Annotated in this window: 19 protein-coding genes; 17 read left to right on the top strand and 2 right to left on the bottom strand. The window is 52.0% G+C overall.

The annotated features are described in order from the left end of the window. Positions 1–139 precede the first annotated feature (139 nt). Both otsB and otsA read left to right on the top strand, forming a co-directional pair. The gene (otsB, locus tag ACJHWT_RS14275; protein WP_001317892.1) at positions 140–940 is read left to right on the top strand and encodes a trehalose-phosphatase; all 801 of its coding nucleotides are present in this window, start codon (positions 140–142) and stop codon (positions 938–940) included. Beyond that, entirely contained in the window at positions 915–2,339 is a 1,425-nt protein-coding gene (gene otsA, locus ACJHWT_RS14270; RefSeq protein ID WP_001296148.1) for an alpha,alpha-trehalose-phosphate synthase, read from the top strand. Before otsB ends, otsA begins: the two co-directional genes overlap by 26 nt. A gap of 6 nt (positions 2,340–2,345) precedes the next feature. On the opposite strand, the gene uspC is transcribed toward otsA, so the two are convergent. After that, positions 2,346–2,774 (bottom strand): universal stress protein UspC, encoded by a 429-nt coding sequence (gene uspC, locus ACJHWT_RS14265; RefSeq protein ID WP_000122432.1) that lies wholly within the window; start codon positions 2,772–2,774, stop codon positions 2,346–2,348. A gap of 780 nt (positions 2,775–3,554) precedes the next feature. Between uspC and flhD the strand changes: the two genes are divergently transcribed. From flhD to flhe, 15 genes are all read left to right on the top strand, one after another. After that, positions 3,555–3,905 carry a flagellar transcriptional regulator FlhD gene (gene flhD, locus ACJHWT_RS14260; protein WP_001295647.1) on the top strand — a complete coding sequence of 117 codons (351 nt, stop codon included), beginning with the start codon at positions 3,555–3,557 and terminating at the stop codon, positions 3,903–3,905. A gap of 2 nt (positions 3,906–3,907) precedes the next feature. Further along, positions 3,908–4,486 carry a flagellar transcriptional regulator FlhC gene (gene flhC, locus ACJHWT_RS14255; protein WP_001291603.1) on the top strand — a complete coding sequence of 193 codons (579 nt, stop codon included), beginning with the start codon at positions 3,908–3,910 and terminating at the stop codon, positions 4,484–4,486. A gap of 126 nt (positions 4,487–4,612) precedes the next feature. Next, positions 4,613–5,500: a flagellar motor stator protein MotA gene (gene motA / locus ACJHWT_RS14250; protein ID WP_000906342.1), complete on the top strand. Its 888-nt coding sequence runs from the start codon at positions 4,613–4,615 to the stop codon at positions 5,498–5,500. Beyond that, entirely contained in the window at positions 5,497–6,423 is a 927-nt protein-coding gene (gene motB / locus ACJHWT_RS14245) for a flagellar motor protein MotB (RefSeq protein WP_000795635.1), read from the top strand. Before motA ends, motB begins: the two co-directional genes overlap by 4 nt. Before the next feature lie 4 nt (positions 6,424–6,427). Beyond that, complete coding sequence (gene cheA / locus ACJHWT_RS14240; protein WP_001563510.1) at positions 6,428–8,392, top strand: chemotaxis protein CheA; 1,965 nt, start codon at positions 6,428–6,430, stop codon at positions 8,390–8,392. 20 nt (positions 8,393–8,412) lie between these two features. Next, positions 8,413–8,916 (top strand): chemotaxis protein CheW, encoded by a 504-nt coding sequence (gene cheW / locus ACJHWT_RS14235; protein WP_000147302.1) that lies wholly within the window; start codon positions 8,413–8,415, stop codon positions 8,914–8,916. Positions 8,917–9,060: 144 nt separating this feature from the next. Continuing rightward, positions 9,061–10,722, top strand: a complete 1,662-nt coding sequence (gene tar, locus ACJHWT_RS14230; protein ID WP_001317891.1) for a methyl-accepting chemotaxis protein II — start codon at positions 9,061–9,063, stop codon at positions 10,720–10,722. A gap of 45 nt (positions 10,723–10,767) precedes the next feature. After that, positions 10,768–12,369 (top strand): methyl-accepting chemotaxis protein IV, encoded by a 1,602-nt coding sequence (gene tap / locus ACJHWT_RS14225; RefSeq protein ID WP_000483200.1) that lies wholly within the window; start codon positions 10,768–10,770, stop codon positions 12,367–12,369. An 18-nt stretch (positions 12,370–12,387) separates the two neighbouring features. Then, positions 12,388–13,248, top strand: a complete 861-nt coding sequence (cheR, locus tag ACJHWT_RS14220) for a protein-glutamate O-methyltransferase CheR (protein WP_000204344.1) — start codon at positions 12,388–12,390, stop codon at positions 13,246–13,248. A gap of 2 nt (positions 13,249–13,250) precedes the next feature. Continuing rightward, a complete protein-coding gene (gene cheB, locus ACJHWT_RS14215; protein ID WP_000036387.1) occupies positions 13,251–14,300 on the top strand; it encodes a protein-glutamate methylesterase/protein glutamine deamidase in 1,050 nt (349 codons plus the stop codon). 14 nt (positions 14,301–14,314) lie between these two features. Then, positions 14,315–14,704: a chemotaxis response regulator CheY gene (gene cheY / locus ACJHWT_RS14210; protein WP_000763870.1), complete on the top strand. Its 390-nt coding sequence runs from the start codon at positions 14,315–14,317 to the stop codon at positions 14,702–14,704. 10 nt (positions 14,705–14,714) lie between these two features. Continuing rightward, positions 14,715–15,359 carry a protein phosphatase CheZ gene (gene cheZ, locus ACJHWT_RS14205; protein ID WP_000983609.1) on the top strand — a complete coding sequence of 215 codons (645 nt, stop codon included), beginning with the start codon at positions 14,715–14,717 and terminating at the stop codon, positions 15,357–15,359. A 201-nt stretch (positions 15,360–15,560) separates the two neighbouring features. Beyond that, the gene (flhB, locus tag ACJHWT_RS14200) at positions 15,561–16,709 is read left to right on the top strand and encodes a flagellar biosynthesis protein FlhB (protein ID WP_410232332.1); all 1,149 of its coding nucleotides are present in this window, start codon (positions 15,561–15,563) and stop codon (positions 16,707–16,709) included. After that, a complete protein-coding gene (gene flhA / locus ACJHWT_RS14195; protein WP_000066945.1) occupies positions 16,702–18,780 on the top strand; it encodes a flagellar biosynthesis protein FlhA in 2,079 nt (692 codons plus the stop codon). Before flhB ends, flhA begins: the two co-directional genes overlap by 8 nt. Next, a complete protein-coding gene (gene flhe / locus ACJHWT_RS14190) occupies positions 18,780–19,172 on the top strand; it encodes a flagellar protein FlhE (RefSeq protein WP_001259589.1) in 393 nt (130 codons plus the stop codon). Before flhA ends, flhe begins: the two co-directional genes overlap by 1 nt. 52 nt (positions 19,173–19,224) lie before the next feature. Here flhe and argS read toward each other — a convergent pair whose 3' ends face one another. Beyond that, positions 19,225–20,958 (bottom strand): arginine--tRNA ligase, encoded by a 1,734-nt coding sequence (gene argS / locus ACJHWT_RS14185; RefSeq protein WP_001025322.1) that lies wholly within the window; start codon positions 20,956–20,958, stop codon positions 19,225–19,227. Between the last annotated feature and the right edge of the window lie 47 nt (positions 20,959–21,005).

The following is a 21,005-nucleotide window of genomic DNA, read 5'->3' as shown; positions in this document are numbered from 1 at the left end:
TTTTCCCACCACAGCCAGCCGCCACAACGGTTGGCTGTTCTTCGTTGCAAATGGCGACCCCCGTCACACTGTCTATACTTACATGTCTGTAAAGCGCGTTCTGCGCAACACAATAAGAAAAGAGAAGGAGGAGAACCGGGTGACAGAACCGTTAACCGAAACCCCTGAACTATCCGCGAAATATGCCTGGTTTTTTGATCTCGATGGAACGCTGGCGGAAATCAAACCGCATCCCGATCAGGTCGTCGTGCCTGACACTATTCTGCAAGGACTTCAGCTACTGGCAACCGCAAGTGATGGTGCATTGGCATTGATTTCAGGGCGCTCAATGGTGGAGCTTGACGCACTGGCAAAACCTTATCGCTTCCCGTTAGCGGGCGTGCATGGGGCGGAGCGCCGTGACATCAATGGTAAAACGCATATCGTTCATCTGCCGGATGCGATTGCGCGTGATATTAGCGTGCAACTGCATACGGCTATCGCCCAGTTTCCCGGTGCGGAGCTGGAGACGAAAGGGATGGCCTTTGCGCTGCATTATCGTCAGGCTCCGCAGCATGAAGACGCATTAATGACATTAGCGCAACGTATTACTCAGATCTGGCCACAAATGGCGTTACAGCAGGGAAAGTGTGTTGTCGAGATCAAACCGCGAGGCACCAGTAAAGGTGAGGCGATTGCTGCCTTTATGCAGGAAGCTCCCTTTATCGGGCGAACGCCTGTATTTCTGGGCGATGATTTAACCGATGAATCTGGCTTCGCAGTCGTTAACCGGCTGGGCGGAATGTCAGTAAAAATTGGCACAGGCGCAACTCAGGCATCATGGCGACTGGCGGGCGTGCCGGATGTCTGGAGCTGGCTTGAAATGATAACCACCGCATTACAACAAAAAAGAGAAAATAACAGGAGTGATGACTATGAGTCGTTTAGTCGTAGTATCTAACCGGATTGCACCACCAGACGAGCACGCCGCCAGTGCCGGTGGCCTTGCCGTTGGCATACTGGGGGCACTGAAAGCCGCAGGTGGACTGTGGTTTGGCTGGAGCGGTGAAACAGGGAATGAGGATCAGCCGCTAAAAAAGGTGAAAAAGGGTAACATTACGTGGGCCTCTTTTAACCTCAGCGAACAGGACCTTGACGAATACTACAACAAATTCTCCAATGCCGTTCTCTGGCCCGCTTTTCATTATCGGCTCGATCTGGTGCAATTTCAGCGTCCTGCCTGGGATGGCTATCTACGCGTAAATGCGTTGCTGGCAGATAAATTACTGCCGCTGTTGCAAGACGATGACATTATCTGGATCCACGATTATCACCTGTTGCCCTTTGCGCATGAATTACGCAAACGGGGAGTGAATAATCGCATTGGTTTCTTTCTGCATATTCCTTTCCCGACGCCGGAAATCTTCAACGCGCTGCCGACATATGACACCTTGCTTGAACAGCTTTGTGATTATGATTTGCTGGGTTTCCAGACGGAGAACGATCGTCTGGCGTTCCTGGATTGCCTTTCTAACCTGACCCGCGTCACGACACGTAGCGCAAAAAGCCATACGGCCTGCGGCAAAGCGTTTCGAACGGAAGTTTACCCGATCGGCATTGAACCGAAAGAAATAGCGAAACAGGCTGCCGGACCACTGCCGCCAAAACTGGCGCAACTTAAAGCGGAACTGAAAAACGTACAAAATATCTTTTCTGTCGAACGGCTGGATTATTCCAAAGGTTTGCCGGAGCGTTTTCTCGCCTATGAAGCGTTGCTGGAAAAATATCCGCAGCATCATGGTAAAATTCGTTATACCCAGATTGCACCAACGTCGCGTGGTGATGTGCAAGCCTATCAGGATATTCGTCATCAGCTCGAAAATGAAGCTGGACGAATTAATGGTAAATACGGGCAATTAGGCTGGACGCCGCTTTATTATTTGAATCAGCATTTTGACCGTAAATTACTGATGAAAATATTCCGCTACTCTGACGTGGGCTTAGTGACGCCACTGCGTGACGGGATGAACCTGGTGGCAAAAGAGTATGTTGCCGCTCAGGACCCAGCCAACCCGGGCGTACTTGTTCTTTCGCAATTTGCGGGAGCAGCAAACGAGTTAACGTCGGCGTTAATTGTTAATCCCTACGATCGTGACGAAGTTGCAGCTGCGCTGGATCGTGCATTGACTATGTCGCTGGCGGAACGTATTTCCCGTCATGCAGAAATGCTGGACGTTATCGTGAAAAACGATATTAACCACTGGCAGGAGTGCTTCATTAGCGACCTAAAGCAGATAGTTCCGCGAAGCGCGGAAAGCCAGCAGCGCGATAAAGTTGCTACCTTTCCTAAGCTTGCGTAGGAGCGGTTAATCTCCCGTAAGTGGAACTAACAGCACATCGACCTCACTTGAGGCAATCACTCTTTTCGCCGAGCAGGATGCTCGCGAAAAGAAACTGTGATTGTGATTACCGCAAATCACCAAATCGAAATGATATTTGCGACAAACTTCCAGAATATGTTCGCTTAACTCACCGTAGGCAATAAACGTCTTGTCAACGGGATACCCCGCATCCTGAATTAACTTATCAAGAAAGCTTTGCGTTTCTTCCTGCATCACGCTGCGTAAATCTTCAAGCATCGGCGCAGCTAATTGATTGTACATTTCCGGGTCGGAAGCGAGAGTAATTAAACTGATGTGTCCCTTTACTGGCCTGGCGATAGATACCGCTTTTGCCAGCAGTTGCTGACTTTCCGGTGTAACCGCAACAGCGACAAGAATATTGCTATAGCTCATAACCTGTTCCTTATTCTGTGAACTTCAGGTGACATTAAAGCTTTACTCCTAATGGAGAAACGACGCAATCCCAACTCAGTCAAACAGGTAAATATTAGCGTGATTATTAGTAAATACAATTAATCAATCACTCTCGGTGATCATATGATTTCAACTGTAATTATAAGAAAATAATGTACTGATTCTCCATATTAAACAAGTGGTTAATATATGTAAAACATTTTATTAACATTAAGTTGATTGTTGCCTTTCTTTGTATTTAATTAGTTTGTTGTGCGGTAAGTGTCTGTTTAAAAATAGCTTATCTGGTATTGCATTAAAGCAATTATTTATAGCAGATGATTATTTACGGTGAGTTATTTTAACTGTGCGCAACATCCCATTTCTATTATTCCTGTTTCATTTTTGCTTGCTAGCGTCGCGAAAAACTTTTTAACAGATTGAAATACACCCAAAACAAAAGTATGACTTATACATTTATGTTAAGTAATTGAGCGTTTTGTGTGATCTGCATCACACATTATTGAAAATCGCAGCCCCCCTCCGTTGTATGTGCGTGTAGTGACGAGTAAAGTTGCGTCGATTTAGGAAAAATCTTAGATAAGTGTAAAGAACCCCTTCTATTTGTAAGGACTTATTAAATCCCACAAAGGGGCTCTGCCTATTGCAGCTTATCGCAACTATTCTAATGCTAATTATTTTTTACCGGGGCTTCCCGGCGACATCACGGGGTGCGGTGAGACCGCATAAAAATAAAGTTGGTTATTCTGGGTGGGAATAATGCATACCTCCGAGTTGCTGAAACACATTTATGACATCAACTTGTCATATTTACTACTTGCACAGCGTCTGATTGTTCAGGACAAAGCGTCCGCTATGTTTCGTCTCGGCATAAATGAAGAAATGGCGACAACGTTAGCGGCACTGACTCTTCCGCAAATGGTTAAGCTGGCAGAAACCAATCAACTGGTTTGTCACTTCCGTTTTGACAGTCACCAGACGATTACTCAGTTGACGCAAGATTCCCGCGTTGACGATCTCCAGCAAATTCATACCGGCATCATGCTCTCAACACGCTTGCTGAATGATGTTAATCAGCCTGAAGAAGCGCTGCGCAAGAAAAGGGCCTGATCATGAGTGAAAAAAGCATTGTTCAGGAAGCGCGGGATATTCAGCTGGCAATGGAATTGATCACCCTGGGCGCTCGTTTGCAGATGCTGGAAAGCGAAACACAGTTAAGTCGCGGACGCCTGATAAAACTCTATAAAGAACTGCGCGGAAGCCCACCGCCGAAAGGCATGCTGCCATTCTCAACCGACTGGTTTATGACCTGGGAACAAAACGTTCATGCTTCGATGTTCTGTAACGCATGGCAGTTTTTACTGAAAACCGGTTTGTGTAATGGCGTCGATGCAGTGATCAAAGCCTACCGTTTATACCTTGAACAGTGCCCGCAAGCAGAAGAGGGACCGCTGCTGGCATTAACCCGTGCCTGGACATTGGTGCGGTTTGTTGAAAGTGGATTACTGCAACTTTCCAGCTGCAACTGCTGCGGCGGCAATTTTATTACCCACGCTCACCAGCCTGTTGGCAGCTTTGCCTGCAGCTTATGTCAGCCGCCATCCCGGGCAGTAAAAAGACGTAAACTTTCCCAGAATCCTGCCGATATTATCCCACAACTGCTGGATGAACAGAGAGTACAGGCTGTTTAACTGATACGGTGTGGCGAAACATTCCAGCAGCGGTAACGACGTACCGCTGCTTTTTTTTGCCCCTATCGCGTGTTAACGCCTGACGACTGAACATCCTGTCATGGTCAACAGTGGAAGGATGATGTCGTGCTTATCTTATTAGGTTACCTGGTTGTTCTCGGTACAGTTTTCGGCGGTTATTTGATGACCGGTGGAAGCCTTGGAGCACTCTATCAACCCGCTGAACTGGTGATTATTGCCGGTGCAGGGATTGGGTCGTTTATCGTCGGCAATAATGGCAAAGCGATTAAAGGCACGCTGAAGGCGCTGCCGTTGCTGTTTCGTCGCTCCAAATACACCAAAGCAATGTATATGGATCTGCTGGCTCTGCTTTATCGGTTGATGGCGAAATCGCGGCAGATGGGGATGTTTTCGCTGGAACGTGATATTGAAAATCCCCGTGAGAGCGAGATCTTCGCCAGCTACCCACGCATCCTTGCGGATAGCGTCATGCTTGAATTTATCGTCGATTATCTGCGCCTGATTATCAGCGGTCACATGAACACCTTCGAAATCGAAGCTCTGATGGATGAAGAGATTGAGACGCACGAAAGCGAGGCAGAAGTCCCGGCGAACAGTCTGGCGCTGGTCGGTGACTCACTTCCGGCGTTTGGTATTGTTGCGGCTGTAATGGGGGTCGTTCACGCGTTAGGTTCAGCCGATCGTCCTGCCGCCGAGCTGGGGGCGCTTATCGCACATGCGATGGTGGGGACTTTCCTCGGTATTTTATTGGCTTACGGATTTATTTCCCCATTAGCGAGTGTTTTACGTCAGAAAAGCGCCGAAACCAGCAAAATGATGCAGTGCGTCAAAGTCACACTGCTATCTAATCTGAACGGTTACGCACCGCCTATCGCCGTTGAGTTTGGTCGCAAAACGCTCTATTCCAGCGAACGTCCGTCGTTTATTGAACTGGAAGAGCATGTGCGTGCGGTGAAAAATCCGCAACAACAGACGACAACCGAGGAAGCATGAAGAATCAAGCGCATCCGATTATTGTCGTCAAACGACGCAAAGCCAAAAGCCACGGAGCAGCACATGGATCGTGGAAGATTGCTTATGCCGACTTTATGACCGCAATGATGGCCTTTTTTCTGGTGATGTGGCTGATCTCTATCTCCAGTCCAAAAGAGCTGATTCAGATTGCGGAGTACTTCCGGACTCCGCTGGCGACAGCGGTTACGGGCGGCGATCGCATTTCTAATAGTGAAAGCCCAATTCCCGGTGGGGGTGATGATTACACCCAAAGTCAGGGGGAAGTGAATAAGCAGCCGAACATCGAAGAGCTGAAAAAACGCATGGAGCAAAGTCGATTGCGGAAATTGCGTGGCGATCTCGACCAGTTGATTGAATCCGATCCGAAACTGCGGGCGTTACGTCCACATCTCAAAATCGATCTGGTCCAGGAAGGTCTACGTATTCAGATCATCGATAGCCAGAATCGCCCGATGTTTAGAACTGGCAGTGCCGACGTCGAACCCTATATGCGCGACATTCTGCGCGCCATCGCGCCCGTACTGAACGGTATCCCCAACCGAATTAGCCTCTCGGGTCATACCGATGATTTTCCCTACGCCAGCGGTGAGAAAGGTTACAGCAACTGGGAGCTTTCTGCCGATCGTGCCAATGCATCCCGCCGCGAACTGATGGTTGGCGGGTTGAATGGCGGCAAAGTGTTACGTGTCGTCGGCATGGCGGCAACGATGCGCTTAAGCGATCGCGGACCTGATGATGCCGTCAACCGTCGCATCAGCCTGCTGGTACTGAACAAACAAGCCGAACAGGCCATTTTGCATGAAAACGCCGAAAGCCAGAATGAGCCAGTAAGCGCCCTGGAAGAACCTGAGGTTGCACCACAGGTCAGTGTTCCCACAATGCCATCAGCCGAACCGAGGTGACAGCGTGAGCATGGATATAAGCGATTTTTATCAGACATTTTTTGATGAAGCGGACGAACTGTTGGCTGACATGGAGCAGCATCTGCTGGTTTTGCAGCCGGAAGCGCCAGATGCCGAACAATTGAATGCCATCTTTCGGGCTGCCCACTCGATCAAAGGAGGGGCAGGAACCTTTGGCTTCAGCGTTTTGCAGGAAACCACGCATCTGATGGAAAACCTGCTCGACGAAGCCAGACGAGGTGAGATGCAACTCAACACCGACATTATCAATCTGTTTTTGGAAACGAAGGACATCATGCAAGAACAGCTCGACGCTTATAAACAGTCGCAAGAGCCGGATGCCGCCAGCTTCGATTATATCTGCCAGGCCTTGCGTCAACTGGCATTAGAAGCGAAAGGCGAAACGCCATCTGCAGTGACCCGATTAAGTGTGGTTGCCAAAAGTGAACCGCAAGATGAGCAGAGCCGCGATCAGTCGCCGCGACGAATTATCCTTTCGCGCCTGAAGGCCGGGGAAGTCGACCTGCTGGAAGAAGAGCTGGGGCATCTGACAACGTTAACTGATGTGGTGAAAGGGGCGGATTCTCTCTCGGCAATATTACCGGGCGACATCGCCGAAGATGACATCACAGCGGTACTCTGTTTTGTGATTGAAGCCGATCAGATTACCTTTGAAACAGTAGAAGTCTCGCCCAAAATATCCCCCCCACCAGTGCTTAAACTGGCAGCCGAACAAGCGCCAACCGGCCGCGTGGAGCGGGAAAAAACGACGCGCAGCAGTGAATCCACCAGCATCCGTGTAGCGGTAGAAAAGGTTGATCAATTAATTAACCTCGTCGGCGAGCTGGTCATCACCCAGTCAATGCTTGCCCAGCGTTCTAGTGAACTGGACCCGGTTAATCATGGTGATTTGATTACCAGCATGGGGCAGTTACAACGTAACGCCCGTGATTTGCAGGAATCAGTGATGTCGATTCGCATGATGCCGATGGAGTATGTCTTTAGTCGCTATCCCCGGCTGGTGCGTGATCTTGCGGGAAAACTCGGCAAGCAGGTAGAACTGACGCTGGTGGGCAGTTCCACTGAACTCGACAAGAGCCTGATAGAACGCATTATCGACCCGCTGACCCACCTGGTACGCAATAGCCTCGATCACGGTATTGAACTGCCAGAAAAACGGCTCGCCGCAGGTAAAAACAGCGTCGGAAATTTAATTCTGTCTGCCGAACATCAGGGCGGCAACATTTGCATTGAAGTGACCGACGATGGTGCGGGGCTAAACCGTGAGCGAATTCTGGCAAAAGCGGCCTCGCAAGGTCTGACCGTCAGCGAAAACATGAGCGACGACGAAGTCGCGATGCTGATATTTGCCCCTGGCTTCTCCACGGCGGAGCAGGTCACCGACGTCTCCGGGCGCGGCGTCGGCATGGACGTCGTTAAACGTAATATCCAGGAGATGGGCGGTCATGTCGAAATCCAGTCGAAGCAGGGTACTGGCACGACGATCCGCATTTTACTGCCGCTGACGCTGGCCATCCTCGACGGCATGTCCGTACGCGTTGCGGATGAAGTTTTCATTCTGCCGCTGAATGCTGTCATGGAATCACTGCAACCCCGTGAAGCCGATCTGCATCCACTGGCTGGCGGCGAGCGGGTGCTGGAAGTGCGGGGTGAATATCTGCCCATCGTCGAACTGTGGAAAGTGTTCAACGTCGCGGGCGCGAAAACCGAAGCTACCCAGGGAATTGTGGTGATCTTACAAAGTGGCGGTCGCCGCTACGCCTTGCTGGTGGATCAATTAATTGGTCAACACCAGGTTGTGGTTAAAAACCTTGAAAGTAACTATCGCAAAGTCCCCGGCATTTCTGCTGCGACCATTCTTGGCGACGGCAGCGTGGCACTGATTGTTGATGTCTCCGCCTTGCAGGCGATAAACCGCGAACAACGTATGGCGAACACCGCCGCCTGAATGAGTAAAAAGGTAACAATATGACCGGTATGACGAATGTAACAAAGCTGGCCAGCGAGCCGTCAGGCCAGGAATTTCTGGTATTTACCCTTGGTGATGAAGAGTACGGTATTGATATTCTGAAAGTGCAGGAGATCCGTGGCTACGATCAGGTAACACGGATTGCGAACACGCCAGCGTTTATCAAAGGCGTCACGAATCTGCGCGGTGTTATTGTGCCGATTGTGGACTTACGAATTAAGTTCAGCCAGGTGGATGTGGACTATAACGACAACACGGTAGTTATCGTCCTGAATCTCGGACAGCGGGTGGTCGGCATCGTGGTTGACGGCGTCTCAGACGTGCTTTCATTGACGGCGGAGCAAATTCGTCCGGCACCGGAATTTGCCGTGACGCTTTCAACAGAATATCTCACTGGACTGGGTGCACTGGGCGACCGTATGTTGATTCTGGTGAACATCGAAAAACTGCTGAACAGCGAAGAGATGGCGCTATTAGATAGCGCGGCGTCAGAAGTGGCGTAATTCTCCCGATTTCCTCAATTGCAATGAACCCGATGATCTGCGCATCGGGTTTTTTATTTCAGTTTCGCGGCGGGTGGCATCAGCAATAAAGTTTCCCCCTTCCTTGCCGATAACGAGATCAACTTGTTTTCAGGAAGGTGCCTTATGATTAACCGTATCCGCGTAGTCACGCTGTTGGTAATGGTGCTGGGGGTATTCGCACTGTTACAGCTTATTTCCGGCAGTCTGTTTTTTTCTTCCCTTCACCATAGCCAGAAGAGCTTTGTGGTTTCCAATCAATTACGGGAACAGCAGGGCGAGCTGACGTCAACATGGGATTTAATGCTGCAAACGCGCATTAACCTGAGTCGTTCAGCGGTGCGGATGATGATGGATTCATCCAATCAGCAAAGTAATGCCAAAGTTGAATTGCTCGATAGCGCCAGGAAAACATTGGCCCAGGCAGCGACTCATTATAAAAAATTCAAAAGCATGGCACCGTTACCTGAAATGGTCGCTACCAGTCGTAATATTGATGAAAAATATAAAAACTATCACACAGCGTTAACTGAACTGATTGATTATCTTGATTATGGCAATACTGGAGCTTATTTCGCTCAGCCAACCCAGGGAATGCAAAATGCAATGGGCGAAGCGTTTGCTCAGTACGCCCTCAGCAGTGAAAAACTGTATCGCGATATCGTCACTGACAACGCAGATGATTACCGATTTGCCCAGTGGCAACTGGCGGTTATCGCGCTGGTGGTGGTATTGATTCTGCTGGTGGCGTGGTACGGCATTCGCCGTATGTTGCTTACACCGCTGGCAAAAATTATTGCTCACATTCGCGAAATCGCCGGTGGTAACCTGGCGAATACCCTGACCATTGACGGGCGCAGTGAAATGGGCGACCTGGCGCAGAGCGTTTCACATATGCAACGCTCTTTGACTGACACCGTCACTCATGTGCGTGAAGGTTCAGATGCCATCTATGCCGGTACCCGTGAAATTGCGGCGGGCAACACCGATCTTTCCTCCCGTACGGAACAGCAGGCATCCGCGCTGGAAGAAACTGCCGCCAGCATGGAGCAGCTCACCGCGACAGTGAAGCAAAACGCCGATAACGCCCGCCAGGCCTCGCAACTGGCGCAAAGTGCCTCCGACACCGCCCAGCACGGCGGCAAAGTGGTGGATGGCGTAGTGAAAACGATGCATGAGATCGCCGATAGTTCGAAGAAAATTGCCGACATTATCAGCGTTATCGATGGTATTGCCTTCCAGACTAATATACTCGCGCTGAATGCCGCTGTTGAAGCCGCGCGAGCGGGTGAACAGGGCCGTGGTTTTGCCGTGGTGGCGGGCGAAGTGCGTAATCTTGCCAGTCGCAGCGCCCAGGCGGCAAAAGAGATCAAAGCCCTCATTGAAGACTCCGTCTCGCGCGTTGATACCGGTTCGGTGCTGGTCGAAAGCGCCGGGGAAACAATGAACAATATCGTCAATGCTGTCACCCGCGTGACTGACATTATGGGCGAGATTGCATCGGCATCGGATGAACAGAGCCGTGGCATCGATCAAGTCGCATTGGCGGTTTCGGAAATGGATCGCGTCACGCAACAGAACGCATCGCTGGTGCAGGAATCAGCTGCCGCCGCAGCTGCGCTGGAAGAACAGGCGAGTCGTTTAACGCAAGCGGTTTCCGCGTTCCGTCTGGCAGCCAGCCCACTCACCAATAAACCGCAAACACCATCCCGTCCTGCCAGTGAGCAACCACCGGCACAGCCACGACTGCGAATTACTGAACAAGATCCAAACTGGGAAACATTTTGACGAGTTTTTACTAACGCGGTCATTGCCGCCTGATGGGGAGCGTTGATGTTTAATCGTATTCGAATTTCGACCACGCTGTTTTTAATTTTGATTCTCTGCGGGATCTTGCAGATTGGCAGTAACGGCATGTCTTTTTGGGCATTTCGCGACGATTTGCAACGACTGAATCAGGTCGAGCAGAGCAATCAGCAACGTGCGGCATTAGCGCAAACTCGGGCGGTAATGTTACAGGCCAGTACCGCGCTGAACAAAGCGGGCACTCTGACGGCGCTTAGCTATCCGGCGGATGACATTAAAACGTTGATGACGACGGCGCGCGCCAGTCTGACGCAATCCACCACGCTGTTTAAAAGTTTTATGGCGATGACTGCGGGCAACGAGCACGTCAGGGCGTTGCAAAAAGAGACGGAGAAAAGTTTTGCCCGCTGGCACAACGATCTCGAACATCAGGCGACCTGGCTTGAAAGTAATCAACTTTCGGATTTCCTCACTGCGCCGGTGCAGGAATCACAGAATGCGTTTGACGTTAACTTTGAGGCCTGGCAGCTGGAGATCAACCATGTGCTGGAAGCTGCCAGTGCGCAAAGCCAGCGTAACTATCACATTTCGGCGCTGGTGTTTATCAGCATGATTATTGTTGCAGCGCTCTACATCAGCAGTGCGCTGTGGTGGACGCGCAAGATGATTGTTCAACCACTGGCCATCATCGGTAGCCATTTTGACAGCATTGCTGCGGGTAATCTGGCGCGTCCGATTGCAGTGTATGGTCGCAATGAGATCACCGCCATTTTTGCCAGTCTGAAGACCATGCAGCAGGCTTTGCGTGGGACGGTAAGTGATGTGCGTAAGGGAAGCCAGGAGATGCACATTGGTATCGCGGAGATTGTCGCAGGCAATAACGATCTCTCAAGTCGTACCGAACAGCAGGCGGCATCGCTGGCACAAACGGCCGCCAGTATGGAGCAATTAACCGCCACGGTAGGGCAAAACGCCGATAACGCACGACAGGCGTCGGAACTGGCAAAAAATGCCGCGACAACGGCGCAGGCGGGCGGTGTTCAGGTCAGTACCATGACTCACACCATGCAGGAGATCGCCACCAGCTCGCAAAAAATTGGCGACATTATCAGCGTTATCGACGGCATTGCTTTCCAGACCAATATTCTGGCCCTGAATGCGGCAGTGGAAGCGGCTCGCGCCGGAGAGCAGGGGCGTGGTTTTGCGGTAGTGGCAGGTGAAGTGCGCAATCTTGCCAGCCGTAGCGCCCAGGCAGCAAAAGAGATCAAAGGGCTGATCGAAGAGTCAGTCAATCGTGTCCAGCAGGGTTCGAAACTGGTGAATAACGCCGCCGCGACCATGACCGATATTGTCAGTTCGGTGACCCGCGTGAACGACATTATGGGAGAAATTGCTTCGGCGTCGGAAGAACAATGGCGGGGGATTGAGCAGGTTGCACAGGCTGTCAGCCAGATGGATCAGGTGACTCAGCAGAACGCCTCGCTGGTAGAAGAAGCGGCGGCGGCAACGGAACAACTGGCGAACCAGGCTGACCATCTTTCGTCGCGTGTGGCGGTATTTACCCTTGAAGAACATGAAGTAGCACGACATGAGTCGGCGCAGTTACATATTGCGCCAGTGGTATCCTGAAGTGATTGAGAAGGCGCTATGACTTCATCTCTGCCCTGTGGGCAAACGTCTTTATTGTTACAGATGACCGAGCGCCTGGCGCTTTCCGACGCGCATTTTCGGCGGATAAGTCAATTGATCTATCAACGAGCCGGGATCGTTCTGGCTGACCATAAACGCGACATGGTTTACAACCGACTGGTTCGTCGTTTGCGTTCGCTGGGACTGACGGATTTCGGCCATTACCTGAACTTGCTGGAATCTAATCAGCACAGCGGTGAGTGGCAGGCGTTTATCAATTCGCTGACCACGAATCTGACGGCTTTTTTCCGTGAGGCGCATCATTTTCCTCTGCTCGCGGATCACGCCCGGCGTCGTTCTGGCGAGTATCGCGTATGGAGCGCGGCGGCTTCGACCGGCGAAGAGCCGTACAGCATTGCGATGACGCTGGCTGACACATTGGGCACCGTGCCCGGACGCTGGAAAGTGTTTGCCAGTGATATCGACACCGAAGTGCTGGAAAAAGCCAGAAGCGGTATTTATCGCCATGAAGAGTTGAAAAACCTGACGCCGCAGCAACTGCAGCGGTACTTCATGCGAGGGACGGGACCGCATGAAGGGCTGGTACGCGTGCGTCAGGAGCTGGCGAACTATGTTGATTTTGCCCCGCTGAATTTACTGGCGAAACAGTACACCGTGCCGGGGCCGTTTGATGCGATCTTCTGTCGTAACGTCATGATCTACTTCGATCAAACTACCCAGCAGGAGATTTTGCGCCGCTTTGTTCCGCTCCTTAAACCCGACGGATTGCTGTTTGCGGGTCACTCTGAAAACTTTAGCCACCTTGAGCGCCGCTTCACGCTGCGTGGTCAGACGGTGTATGCGCTAAGTAAGGATTAACGATGAGCAAAATCAGGGTGTTATCTGTCGATGATTCGGCACTGATGCGCCAAATCATGACAGAAATCATCAACAGCCATAGCGACATGGAAATGGTGGCGACCGCCCCTGATCCGCTGGTTGCGCGTGATTTGATTAAGAAATTCAATCCCGATGTATTGACGCTGGATGTTGAAATGCCGCGGATGGACGGACTGGATTTCCTCGAAAAATTAATGCGTTTGCGTCCAATGCCCGTAGTGATGGTTTCTTCCCTGACCGGCAAAGGGTCAGAAGTCACGCTGCGCGCGCTGGAGCTGGGGGCGATAGATTTTGTCACCAAACCGCAGTTGGGTATTCGCGAAGGAATGCTGGCGTATAGCGAAATGATTGCTGAAAAGGTGCGTACAGCAGCAAAGGCGAGCCTTACGGCACATAAACCATTGTCGGCACCGACAACGCTGAAAGCGGGGCCGTTGTTGAGTTCTGAAAAACTGATTGCGATTGGTGCTTCAACGGGTGGAACTGAGGCAATTCGTCACGTACTGCAACCGTTGCCGCTTTCCAGCCCGGCACTGTTAATTACCCAGCATATGCCGCCCGGTTTCACCCGCTCTTTTGCCGACAGACTTAATAAGCTTTGCCAGATCGGGGTTAAAGAAGCCGAAGACGGAGAACGTGTCTTACCGGGGCATGCCTATATTGCGCCGGGCGATCGGCATATGGAGCTGGCGCGTAGTGGCGCAAATTACCAAATCAAAATTCACGATGGCCCGGCGGTTAACCGTCATCGGCCTTCGGTAGATGTGTTGTTCCATTCTGTCGCCAAACAGGCGGGGCGTAATGCGGTTGGGGTGATCCTGACCGGTATGGGCAACGACGGTGCGGCGGGAATGTTGGCGATGCGTCAGGCGGGGGCATGGACCCTTGCGCAAAACGAAGCAAGTTGCGTGGTGTTCGGCATGCCGCGCGAGGCCATCAATATGGGTGGTGTCTGCGAAGTGGTCGATCTTAGCCAGGTAAGCCAGCAAATGTTGGCAAAAATTAGTGCCGGACAGGCGATACGTATTTAAATCAGGAGTGTGAAATGGCGGATAAAGAACTTAAATTTTTGGTTGTGGATGACTTTTCCACCATGCGACGCATAGTGCGTAACCTGCTGAAAGAACTGGGATTCAATAATGTTGAGGAAGCGGAAGATGGCGTCGACGCTCTCAATAAGTTGCAGGCAGGCGGTTATGGATTTGTTATCTCCGACTGGAACATGCCCAATATGGATGGCCTGGAGTTGCTGAAAACGATTCGTGCAGATGGCGCGATGTCGGCAATGCCAGTGTTAATGGTGACTGCAGAAGCGAAGAAAGAGAACATCATTGCTGCGGCGCAAGCGGGGGCCAGTGGCTATGTGGTGAAGCCATTTACCGCCGCGACGCTGGAGGAAAAACTCAACAAAATCTTTGAGAAACTGGGCATGTGAGGATGCGACTATGATGCAACCATCAATCAAACCTGCTGACGAGCATTCAGCTGGCGATATCATTGCGCGTATCGGCAGCCTGACGCGTATGCTGCGCGACAGTTTGCGGGAGCTGGGGCTGGATCAGGCCATTGCCGAAGCGGCGGAAGCCATCCCCGATGCGCGCGATCGTTTGTACTATGTTGTGCAGATGACCGCCCAGGCTGCGGAGCGGGCGCTGAACAGTGTTGAGGCGTCACAACCGCATCAGGATCAAATGGAGAAATCAGCAAAAGCGTTAACCCAACGTTGGGATGACTGGTTTGCCGATCCGATTGACCTTGCCGACGCCCGAGAACTGGTAACAGATACGCGGCAATTTCTGGCAGATGTCCCCGCGCATACCAGCTTTACTAACGCGCAGCTGCTGGAAATCATGATGGCGCAGGATTTTCAGGATCTCACCGGACAGGTCATTAAGCGGATGATGGATGTCATTCAGGAGATCGAACGTCAGTTGCTGATGGTGCTGTTGGAAAACATCCCCGAACAGGAGTCGCGTCCAAAACGTGAAAACCAGAGTTTGCTTAATGGACCTCAGGTCGATACCAGCAAAGCCGGTGTGGTAGCCAGTCAGGATCAGGTGGACGATTTGTTGGATAGTCTTGGATTTTGATTTGTATTGCCTGATGTGGCGTGACTACGTCATATCAGGCGGTCGTATAACGCGATGACGCCGCATCCGACAAACGCATACTATGCTTGATGTGTGGCAGTAAAAGCCCTAAATCCCGCCTGTTTTGCCCCTTACTCAAACCATTGAACGCTTTGCGCTCTGGCATCATTTACGCTTAATACTCTTTCCAGGATTGGCGATGTGTCTGACGAGAGCGACGACAAAACAGAAGCCCCCACACCTCACCGACTAGAAAAAGCGCGGGAAGAGGGGCAAATCCCGCGTTCCCGTGAACTGACTTCACTGCTGATTTTGCTGGTAGGCGTTAGTGTTATCTGGTTTGGCGGTGTGTCGCTGACCCGTCGATTGTCGGGCATGCTCTCCGCTGGGCTGCATTTTGATCACAGTATTATCAATGACCCGAATCTGCTCCTCGGGCAAATTATTCTGCTGATCAGAGAAGCCATGCTGGCGCTGCTGCCGCTGATTAGCGGCGTGGTGCTGGTGGCGCTCATTTCTCCGGTCATGCTGGGAGGGCTGGTATTTAGCGGCAAATCCTTGCAGCCGAAGTTTTCCAAACTCAACCCGCTACCGGGCATTAAACGGATGTTTTCGGCACAAACCGGTGCGGAGTTGCTTAAAGCGATTTTGAAATCCATCCTGGTCGGCAGTGTGACGGGGTTTTATCTCTGGCACCACTGGCCGCAAATGATGCGCTTAATGGCGGAGTCCCCCATTACCGCCATGGGTAATGCGATGGATCTGGTAGGGCTGTGCGCATTGCTGGTGGTGCTTGGTGTCATTCCGATGGTGGGATTTGACGTCTTTTTCCAAATCTTCAGCCACCTGAAAAAGCTGCGTATGTCACGGCAGGATATTCGTGATGAGTTCAAACAAAGCGAAGGCGACCCTCATGTCAAAGGGCGAATCCGTCAGATGCAGCGAGCTGCGGCGCGGCGGCGGATGATGGCCGATGTGCCGAAAGCGGACGTTATCGTCAATAACCCAACTCACTACTCAGTGGCTTTGCAGTATGACGAAAACAAAATGAGCGCACCGAAAGTGGTCGCTAAAGGTGCAGGGCTGGTCGCGCTGCGCATTCGTGAAATTGGCGCTGAAAATAACGTCCCGACGCTTGAAGCGCCGCCGCTGGCGCGTGCGCTGTATCGACATGCGGAGATCGGTCAACAAATCCCGGGTCAACTGTACGCCGCGGTGGCGGAAGTGCTGGCCTGGGTCTGGCAACTGAAACGCTGGCGTCTGGCTGGTGGACAGCGCCCTGTACAACCTACTCATCTTCCGGTGCCGGAAGCCCTGGATTTTATTAACGAGAAACCGACCCATGAGTAATCTGGCCGCGATGCTGCGCCTGCCCGCAAACCTGAAATCGACACACTGGCAGATCCTTGCCGGACCGATTTTGATCCTGTTGATCTTGTCGATGATGGTACTGCCACTGCCCGCATTCATACTCGACCTGCTGTTTACCTTCAATATTGCCTTGTCGATCATGGTGTTGCTGGTGGCGATGTTTACCCAACGCACGCTTGAGTTTGCTGCGTTTCCGACGATTCTGTTGTTTACCACGTTGTTGCGTCTGGCACTTAATGTGGCTTCAACCCGTATCATTTTGATGGAAGGGCATACCGGCGCGGCGGCGGCTGGAAAGGTGGTCGAAGCGTTCGGTCACTTCCTCGTTGGTGGCAATTTCGCTATCGGTATCGTGGTGTTCGTCATTCTCGTGATCATCAACTTTATGGTCATTACCAAAGGTGCCGGGCGTATTGCGGAAGTAGGCGCGCGCTTTGTTCTCGATGGTATGCCGGGGAAGCAGATGGCGATTGACGCCGACCTTAACGCCGGATTGATTGGTGAAGATGAAGCGAAAAAACGCCGCTCCGAAGTGACTCAGGAAGCCGATTTTTACGGCTCGATGGACGGGGCAAGTAAGTTTGTTCGCGGCGATGCCATCGCCGGGATCCTCATCATGGTCATAAACGTTGTCGGTGGGTTGCTGGTCGGCGTGCTGCAACATGGTATGAGCATGGGACACGCGGCGGAAAGTTATACGCTATTGACTATTGGCGACGGTCTGGTGGCACAAATTCCGGCGTTGGTGATTTCTACCGCCGCGGGGGTCATCGTTACGCGTGTCAGCACCGATCAGGATGTTGGCGAGCAGATGGTGAATCAGCTTTTCAGTAACCCAAGCGTTATGTTGTTAAGCGCCGCCGTGCTCGGTTTACTCGGCCTGGTGCCTGGAATGCCGAACCTGGTATTTTTGCTGTTCACTGCCGGATTGCTGGGACTGGCCTGGTGGATCCGCGGACGTGAACAAAAAGCGCCTGCCGAACCAAAACCGGTAAAAATGGCAGAGAATAATACCGTTGTCGAAGCGACGTGGAACGATGTGCAACTGGAAGATTCTCTGGGAATGGAAGTGGGTTATCGCCTGATCCCGATGGTCGATTTCCAGCAGGATGGTGAGTTGCTGGGCCGTATACGCAGTATTCGCAAGAAATTTGCCCAGGAGATGGGGTTTCTGCCGCCGGTGGTGCACATTCGCGACAATATGGATCTGCAACCTGCCCGCTATCGCATTTTGATGAAAGGCGTGGAGATAGGCAGTGGTGATGCTTATCCGGGGCGTTGGTTGGCGATTAACCCTGGTACCGCTGCCGGGACGTTACCTGGTGAGGCGACCGTCGATCCGGCATTTGGCCTGAATGCTATCTGGATTGAAAGTGCGCTTAAAGAACAGGCGCAGATTCAGGGGTACACCGTGGTTGAGGCCAGCACGGTGGTGGCAACCCATCTTAACCACCTCATTAGCCAGCATGCCGCAGAGCTGTTTGGTCGTCAGGAGGCACAACAGCTGCTGGATCGCGTCGCCCAGGAGATGCCAAAGCTGACGGAAGATCTCGTTCCTGGCGTCGTCACGCTTACCACACTGCATAAAGTGCTGCAAAATCTGCTCGATGAAAAAGTGCCGATTCGCGATATGCGCACCATTCTCGAAACGCTGGCGGAACATGCGCCCATCCAAAGCGATCCGCATGAATTAACCGCCGTCGTGCGCGTAGCGTTGGGACGGGCGATTACTCAGCAGTGGTTTCCTGGCAAAGATGAAGTCCATGTTATTGGCCTCGATACACCGCTGGAACGTTTGTTGCTACAGGCGTTGCAGGGCGGGGGGGGACTGGAGCCAGGGCTGGCGGATCGTTTACTGGCGCAAACTCAGGAAGCGCTATCCCGTCAGGAGATGTTGGGTGCGCCGCCGGTATTGTTGGTGAACCACGCGCTGCGACCATTATTGTCTCGCTTCCTGCGCCGCAGCCTGCCGCAGTTAGTGGTGCTGTCGAATCTGGAACTATCTGATAACCGACATATCCGCATGACGGCGACAATTGGTGGTAAATGATGAGAACTTTATTAGCAATATTATTGTTTCCGCTGCTGGTGCAAGCCGCCGGGGAGGGGATGTGGCAGGCGAGCAGTGTGGGCGTTACGCTGAATCACCGTGGTGAGTCGATGTCGTCAGCGCCTCTTTCTACTCGACAACCTGCTGCAGGATTGATGACGCTGGTGGCGTGGCGTTATCAGCTTATCGGCCCGACACCTGCAGGACTGCGGGTTCGCTTGTGTTCACAATCTCGTTGTGTCGAATTAGAAGGGCAGAGTGGAACCACCGTGGCCTTTTCCGGTATAGCGGCAGCAGAACCGTTGCGATTTATCTGGGAAGTGCCTGGCGGTGGGCGGTTAATTCCGCCGCTGAAAGTACAACGTAATGAAGTGATTGTGAATTATCGTTAATGATAAAAAAGCCGATGTCTGCCATGACATCGGCTTTTGCCGTATAACGCGATTACATACGCTCTACTGTCTCAATACCCAGCGTATCCAGACCCAGTTTCAGCGTCTTCGCCGTCAGTTGTGCCAGTTTCAGACGGCTGTTACGCACTTCTTCGTTTTCTGCGCTGAGGATCGGGCAGTGCTCGTAGAAACCAGAGAACAGACCGGCCAGATCGTACAGGTAAGCACACATCACATGCGGCGTGCCTTCACGGGCAACCACGGTGAGGGTTTCTTCAAACTGCAGCAGGCGAGCAGCCAGTTGCGCTTCACGATCTTCACGGATGATAACCGGAGCTGCAGCCAGTTGCTCTTCGTCAATTTCTGCTTTACGGAACACGGACAATACACGCGTGTAAGCATACTGCATGTATGGCGCGGTATTACCCTCAAACGCCAGCATGTTGTCCCAGTCGAAGATGTAGTCGGTAGTGCGGTTTTTGGAGAGATCCGCATATTTCACCGCACCAATACCAACCGCGTTAGCCAGTTTTTCCAGCTCGTCAGCTGGCATGTCCGGGTTTTTCTCTGCCACCAGACGGCGTGCGCGTTCCAGTGCTTCATCCAGCAGATCGGCCAGTTTCACCGTACCGCCAGCACGGGTTTTGAACGGTTTGCCGTCTTTACCCAGCATCATGCCGAACATGTGGTGTTCCAGCGGTACGGATTCCGGTACATAGCCTGCTTTGCGGACGATAGCCCACGCCTGCATCAGGTGTTGATGCTGACGGGAGTCGATGTAATACAGCACGCGATCGGCATGCAGTGTTTCATAACGATATTTCGCACAGGCGATATCAGTGGTGGTGTAGAGATAGCCACCATCTTTCTTCTGAATGATCACGCCCATCGGTTCGCCTTCCTTGTTTTTGAACTCATCAAGGAATACGACGGTCGCGCCTTCGCTTTCTACTGCCAGACCTTTGGCTTTCAGGTCCGCCACGATACCCGGCAGCATTGGGTTGTAGAGGCTTTCACCCATCACGTCATCACGGGTCAGCGTCACGTTGAGACGATCGTAGGTGATCTGGTTCTGCGTCATGGTGATGTCGACCAGTTTGCGCCACATCTCGCGGAAATATTCGTCACCGCTTTGCAGTTTTACCACGTAGTTACGTGCACGCTCGGCAAACTCTTCATCTTCGTCGTAATGCTTTTTCGCATCGCGGTAGAAACCTTCAAGGTCAGCCAGCTCCATTTCACCAGCGTTTTCCTGCTGCTGCTTTTCCAGCCATGCAATCAGCATACCGAACTGAGTGCCCCAGTCGCCGACGTGGTTTGCGCGAATCACTTTGTGACCGAGGAACTCCAGAGTACGAACTGCTGCGTCACCAATAATGGTAGAGCGCAGGTGACCAACGTGCATCTCTTTCGCCACGTTTGGCGCAGAGTAGTCAACCACAATGGTCTGTTTTTCTGGCGTAGCAACACCGAGACGATCGGACGCCAGCGCCTGCTGAACATGTTCAGCCAGGAATGCCGGATCAAGGAAAATGTTGATAAAGCCAGGACCCGCGATCTCAACTTTGCTGGCGATACCGTTAAGATCCAGATGAGTCAGCACCTGCTCTGCTAATTGTCGCGGTGCCATACCCAGTTTTTTAGCAACTGCCATCATGCCGTTAGCCTGATAGTCGCCGAACTGAACTTTTGCTGACTGACGAACCTGCGGTTCGCAATCCGCAGGCGCGCCTGCCGCAATCATGGCCTGACGGACTTTTTCTGAGAGAAGAGCCTGAATATTCACCGGAATACCTTACATTGATGAAGCGAGCAAAATTTGCCCGCACCAGT

It is taken from the genome of Escherichia sp. WS338 (genome assembly GCF_046486405.1).
Lineage (GTDB): Bacteria > Pseudomonadota > Gammaproteobacteria > Enterobacterales > Enterobacteriaceae > Escherichia > Escherichia coli.
Note: the sequence above shows the minus strand (reverse complement) of the source record. Positions and strands in the feature narration are given on the sequence as shown.

Excerpts from the sequence above, each read along its gene's own strand:
- otsA (WP_001296148.1), top strand. The coding sequence starts at position 915 with ATGAGTCGTTTAGTCGTAGTATCTAACCGGATTGCACCACCAGACGAG.
- uspC (WP_000122432.1), bottom strand. The coding sequence starts at position 2,774 with ATGAGCTATAGCAATATTCTTGTCGCTGTTGCGGTTACACCGGAAAGT.
- flhD (WP_001295647.1), top strand. The coding sequence starts at position 3,555 with ATGCATACCTCCGAGTTGCTGAAACACATTTATGACATCAACTTGTCA.
- flhC (WP_001291603.1), top strand. The coding sequence starts at position 3,908 with ATGAGTGAAAAAAGCATTGTTCAGGAAGCGCGGGATATTCAGCTGGCA.
- motB (WP_000795635.1), top strand. The coding sequence starts at position 5,497 with ATGAAGAATCAAGCGCATCCGATTATTGTCGTCAAACGACGCAAAGCC.
- cheW (WP_000147302.1), top strand. The coding sequence starts at position 8,413 with ATGACCGGTATGACGAATGTAACAAAGCTGGCCAGCGAGCCGTCAGGC.
- tar (WP_001317891.1), top strand. The coding sequence starts at position 9,061 with ATGATTAACCGTATCCGCGTAGTCACGCTGTTGGTAATGGTGCTGGGG.
- tap (WP_000483200.1), top strand. The coding sequence starts at position 10,768 with ATGTTTAATCGTATTCGAATTTCGACCACGCTGTTTTTAATTTTGATT.
- cheR (WP_000204344.1), top strand. The coding sequence starts at position 12,388 with ATGACTTCATCTCTGCCCTGTGGGCAAACGTCTTTATTGTTACAGATG.
- cheB (WP_000036387.1), top strand. The coding sequence starts at position 13,251 with ATGAGCAAAATCAGGGTGTTATCTGTCGATGATTCGGCACTGATGCGC.
- cheY (WP_000763870.1), top strand. The coding sequence starts at position 14,315 with ATGGCGGATAAAGAACTTAAATTTTTGGTTGTGGATGACTTTTCCACC.
- cheZ (WP_000983609.1), top strand. The coding sequence starts at position 14,715 with ATGATGCAACCATCAATCAAACCTGCTGACGAGCATTCAGCTGGCGAT.
- flhA (WP_000066945.1), top strand. The coding sequence starts at position 16,702 with ATGAGTAATCTGGCCGCGATGCTGCGCCTGCCCGCAAACCTGAAATCG.
- flhe (WP_001259589.1), top strand. The coding sequence starts at position 18,780 with ATGAGAACTTTATTAGCAATATTATTGTTTCCGCTGCTGGTGCAAGCC.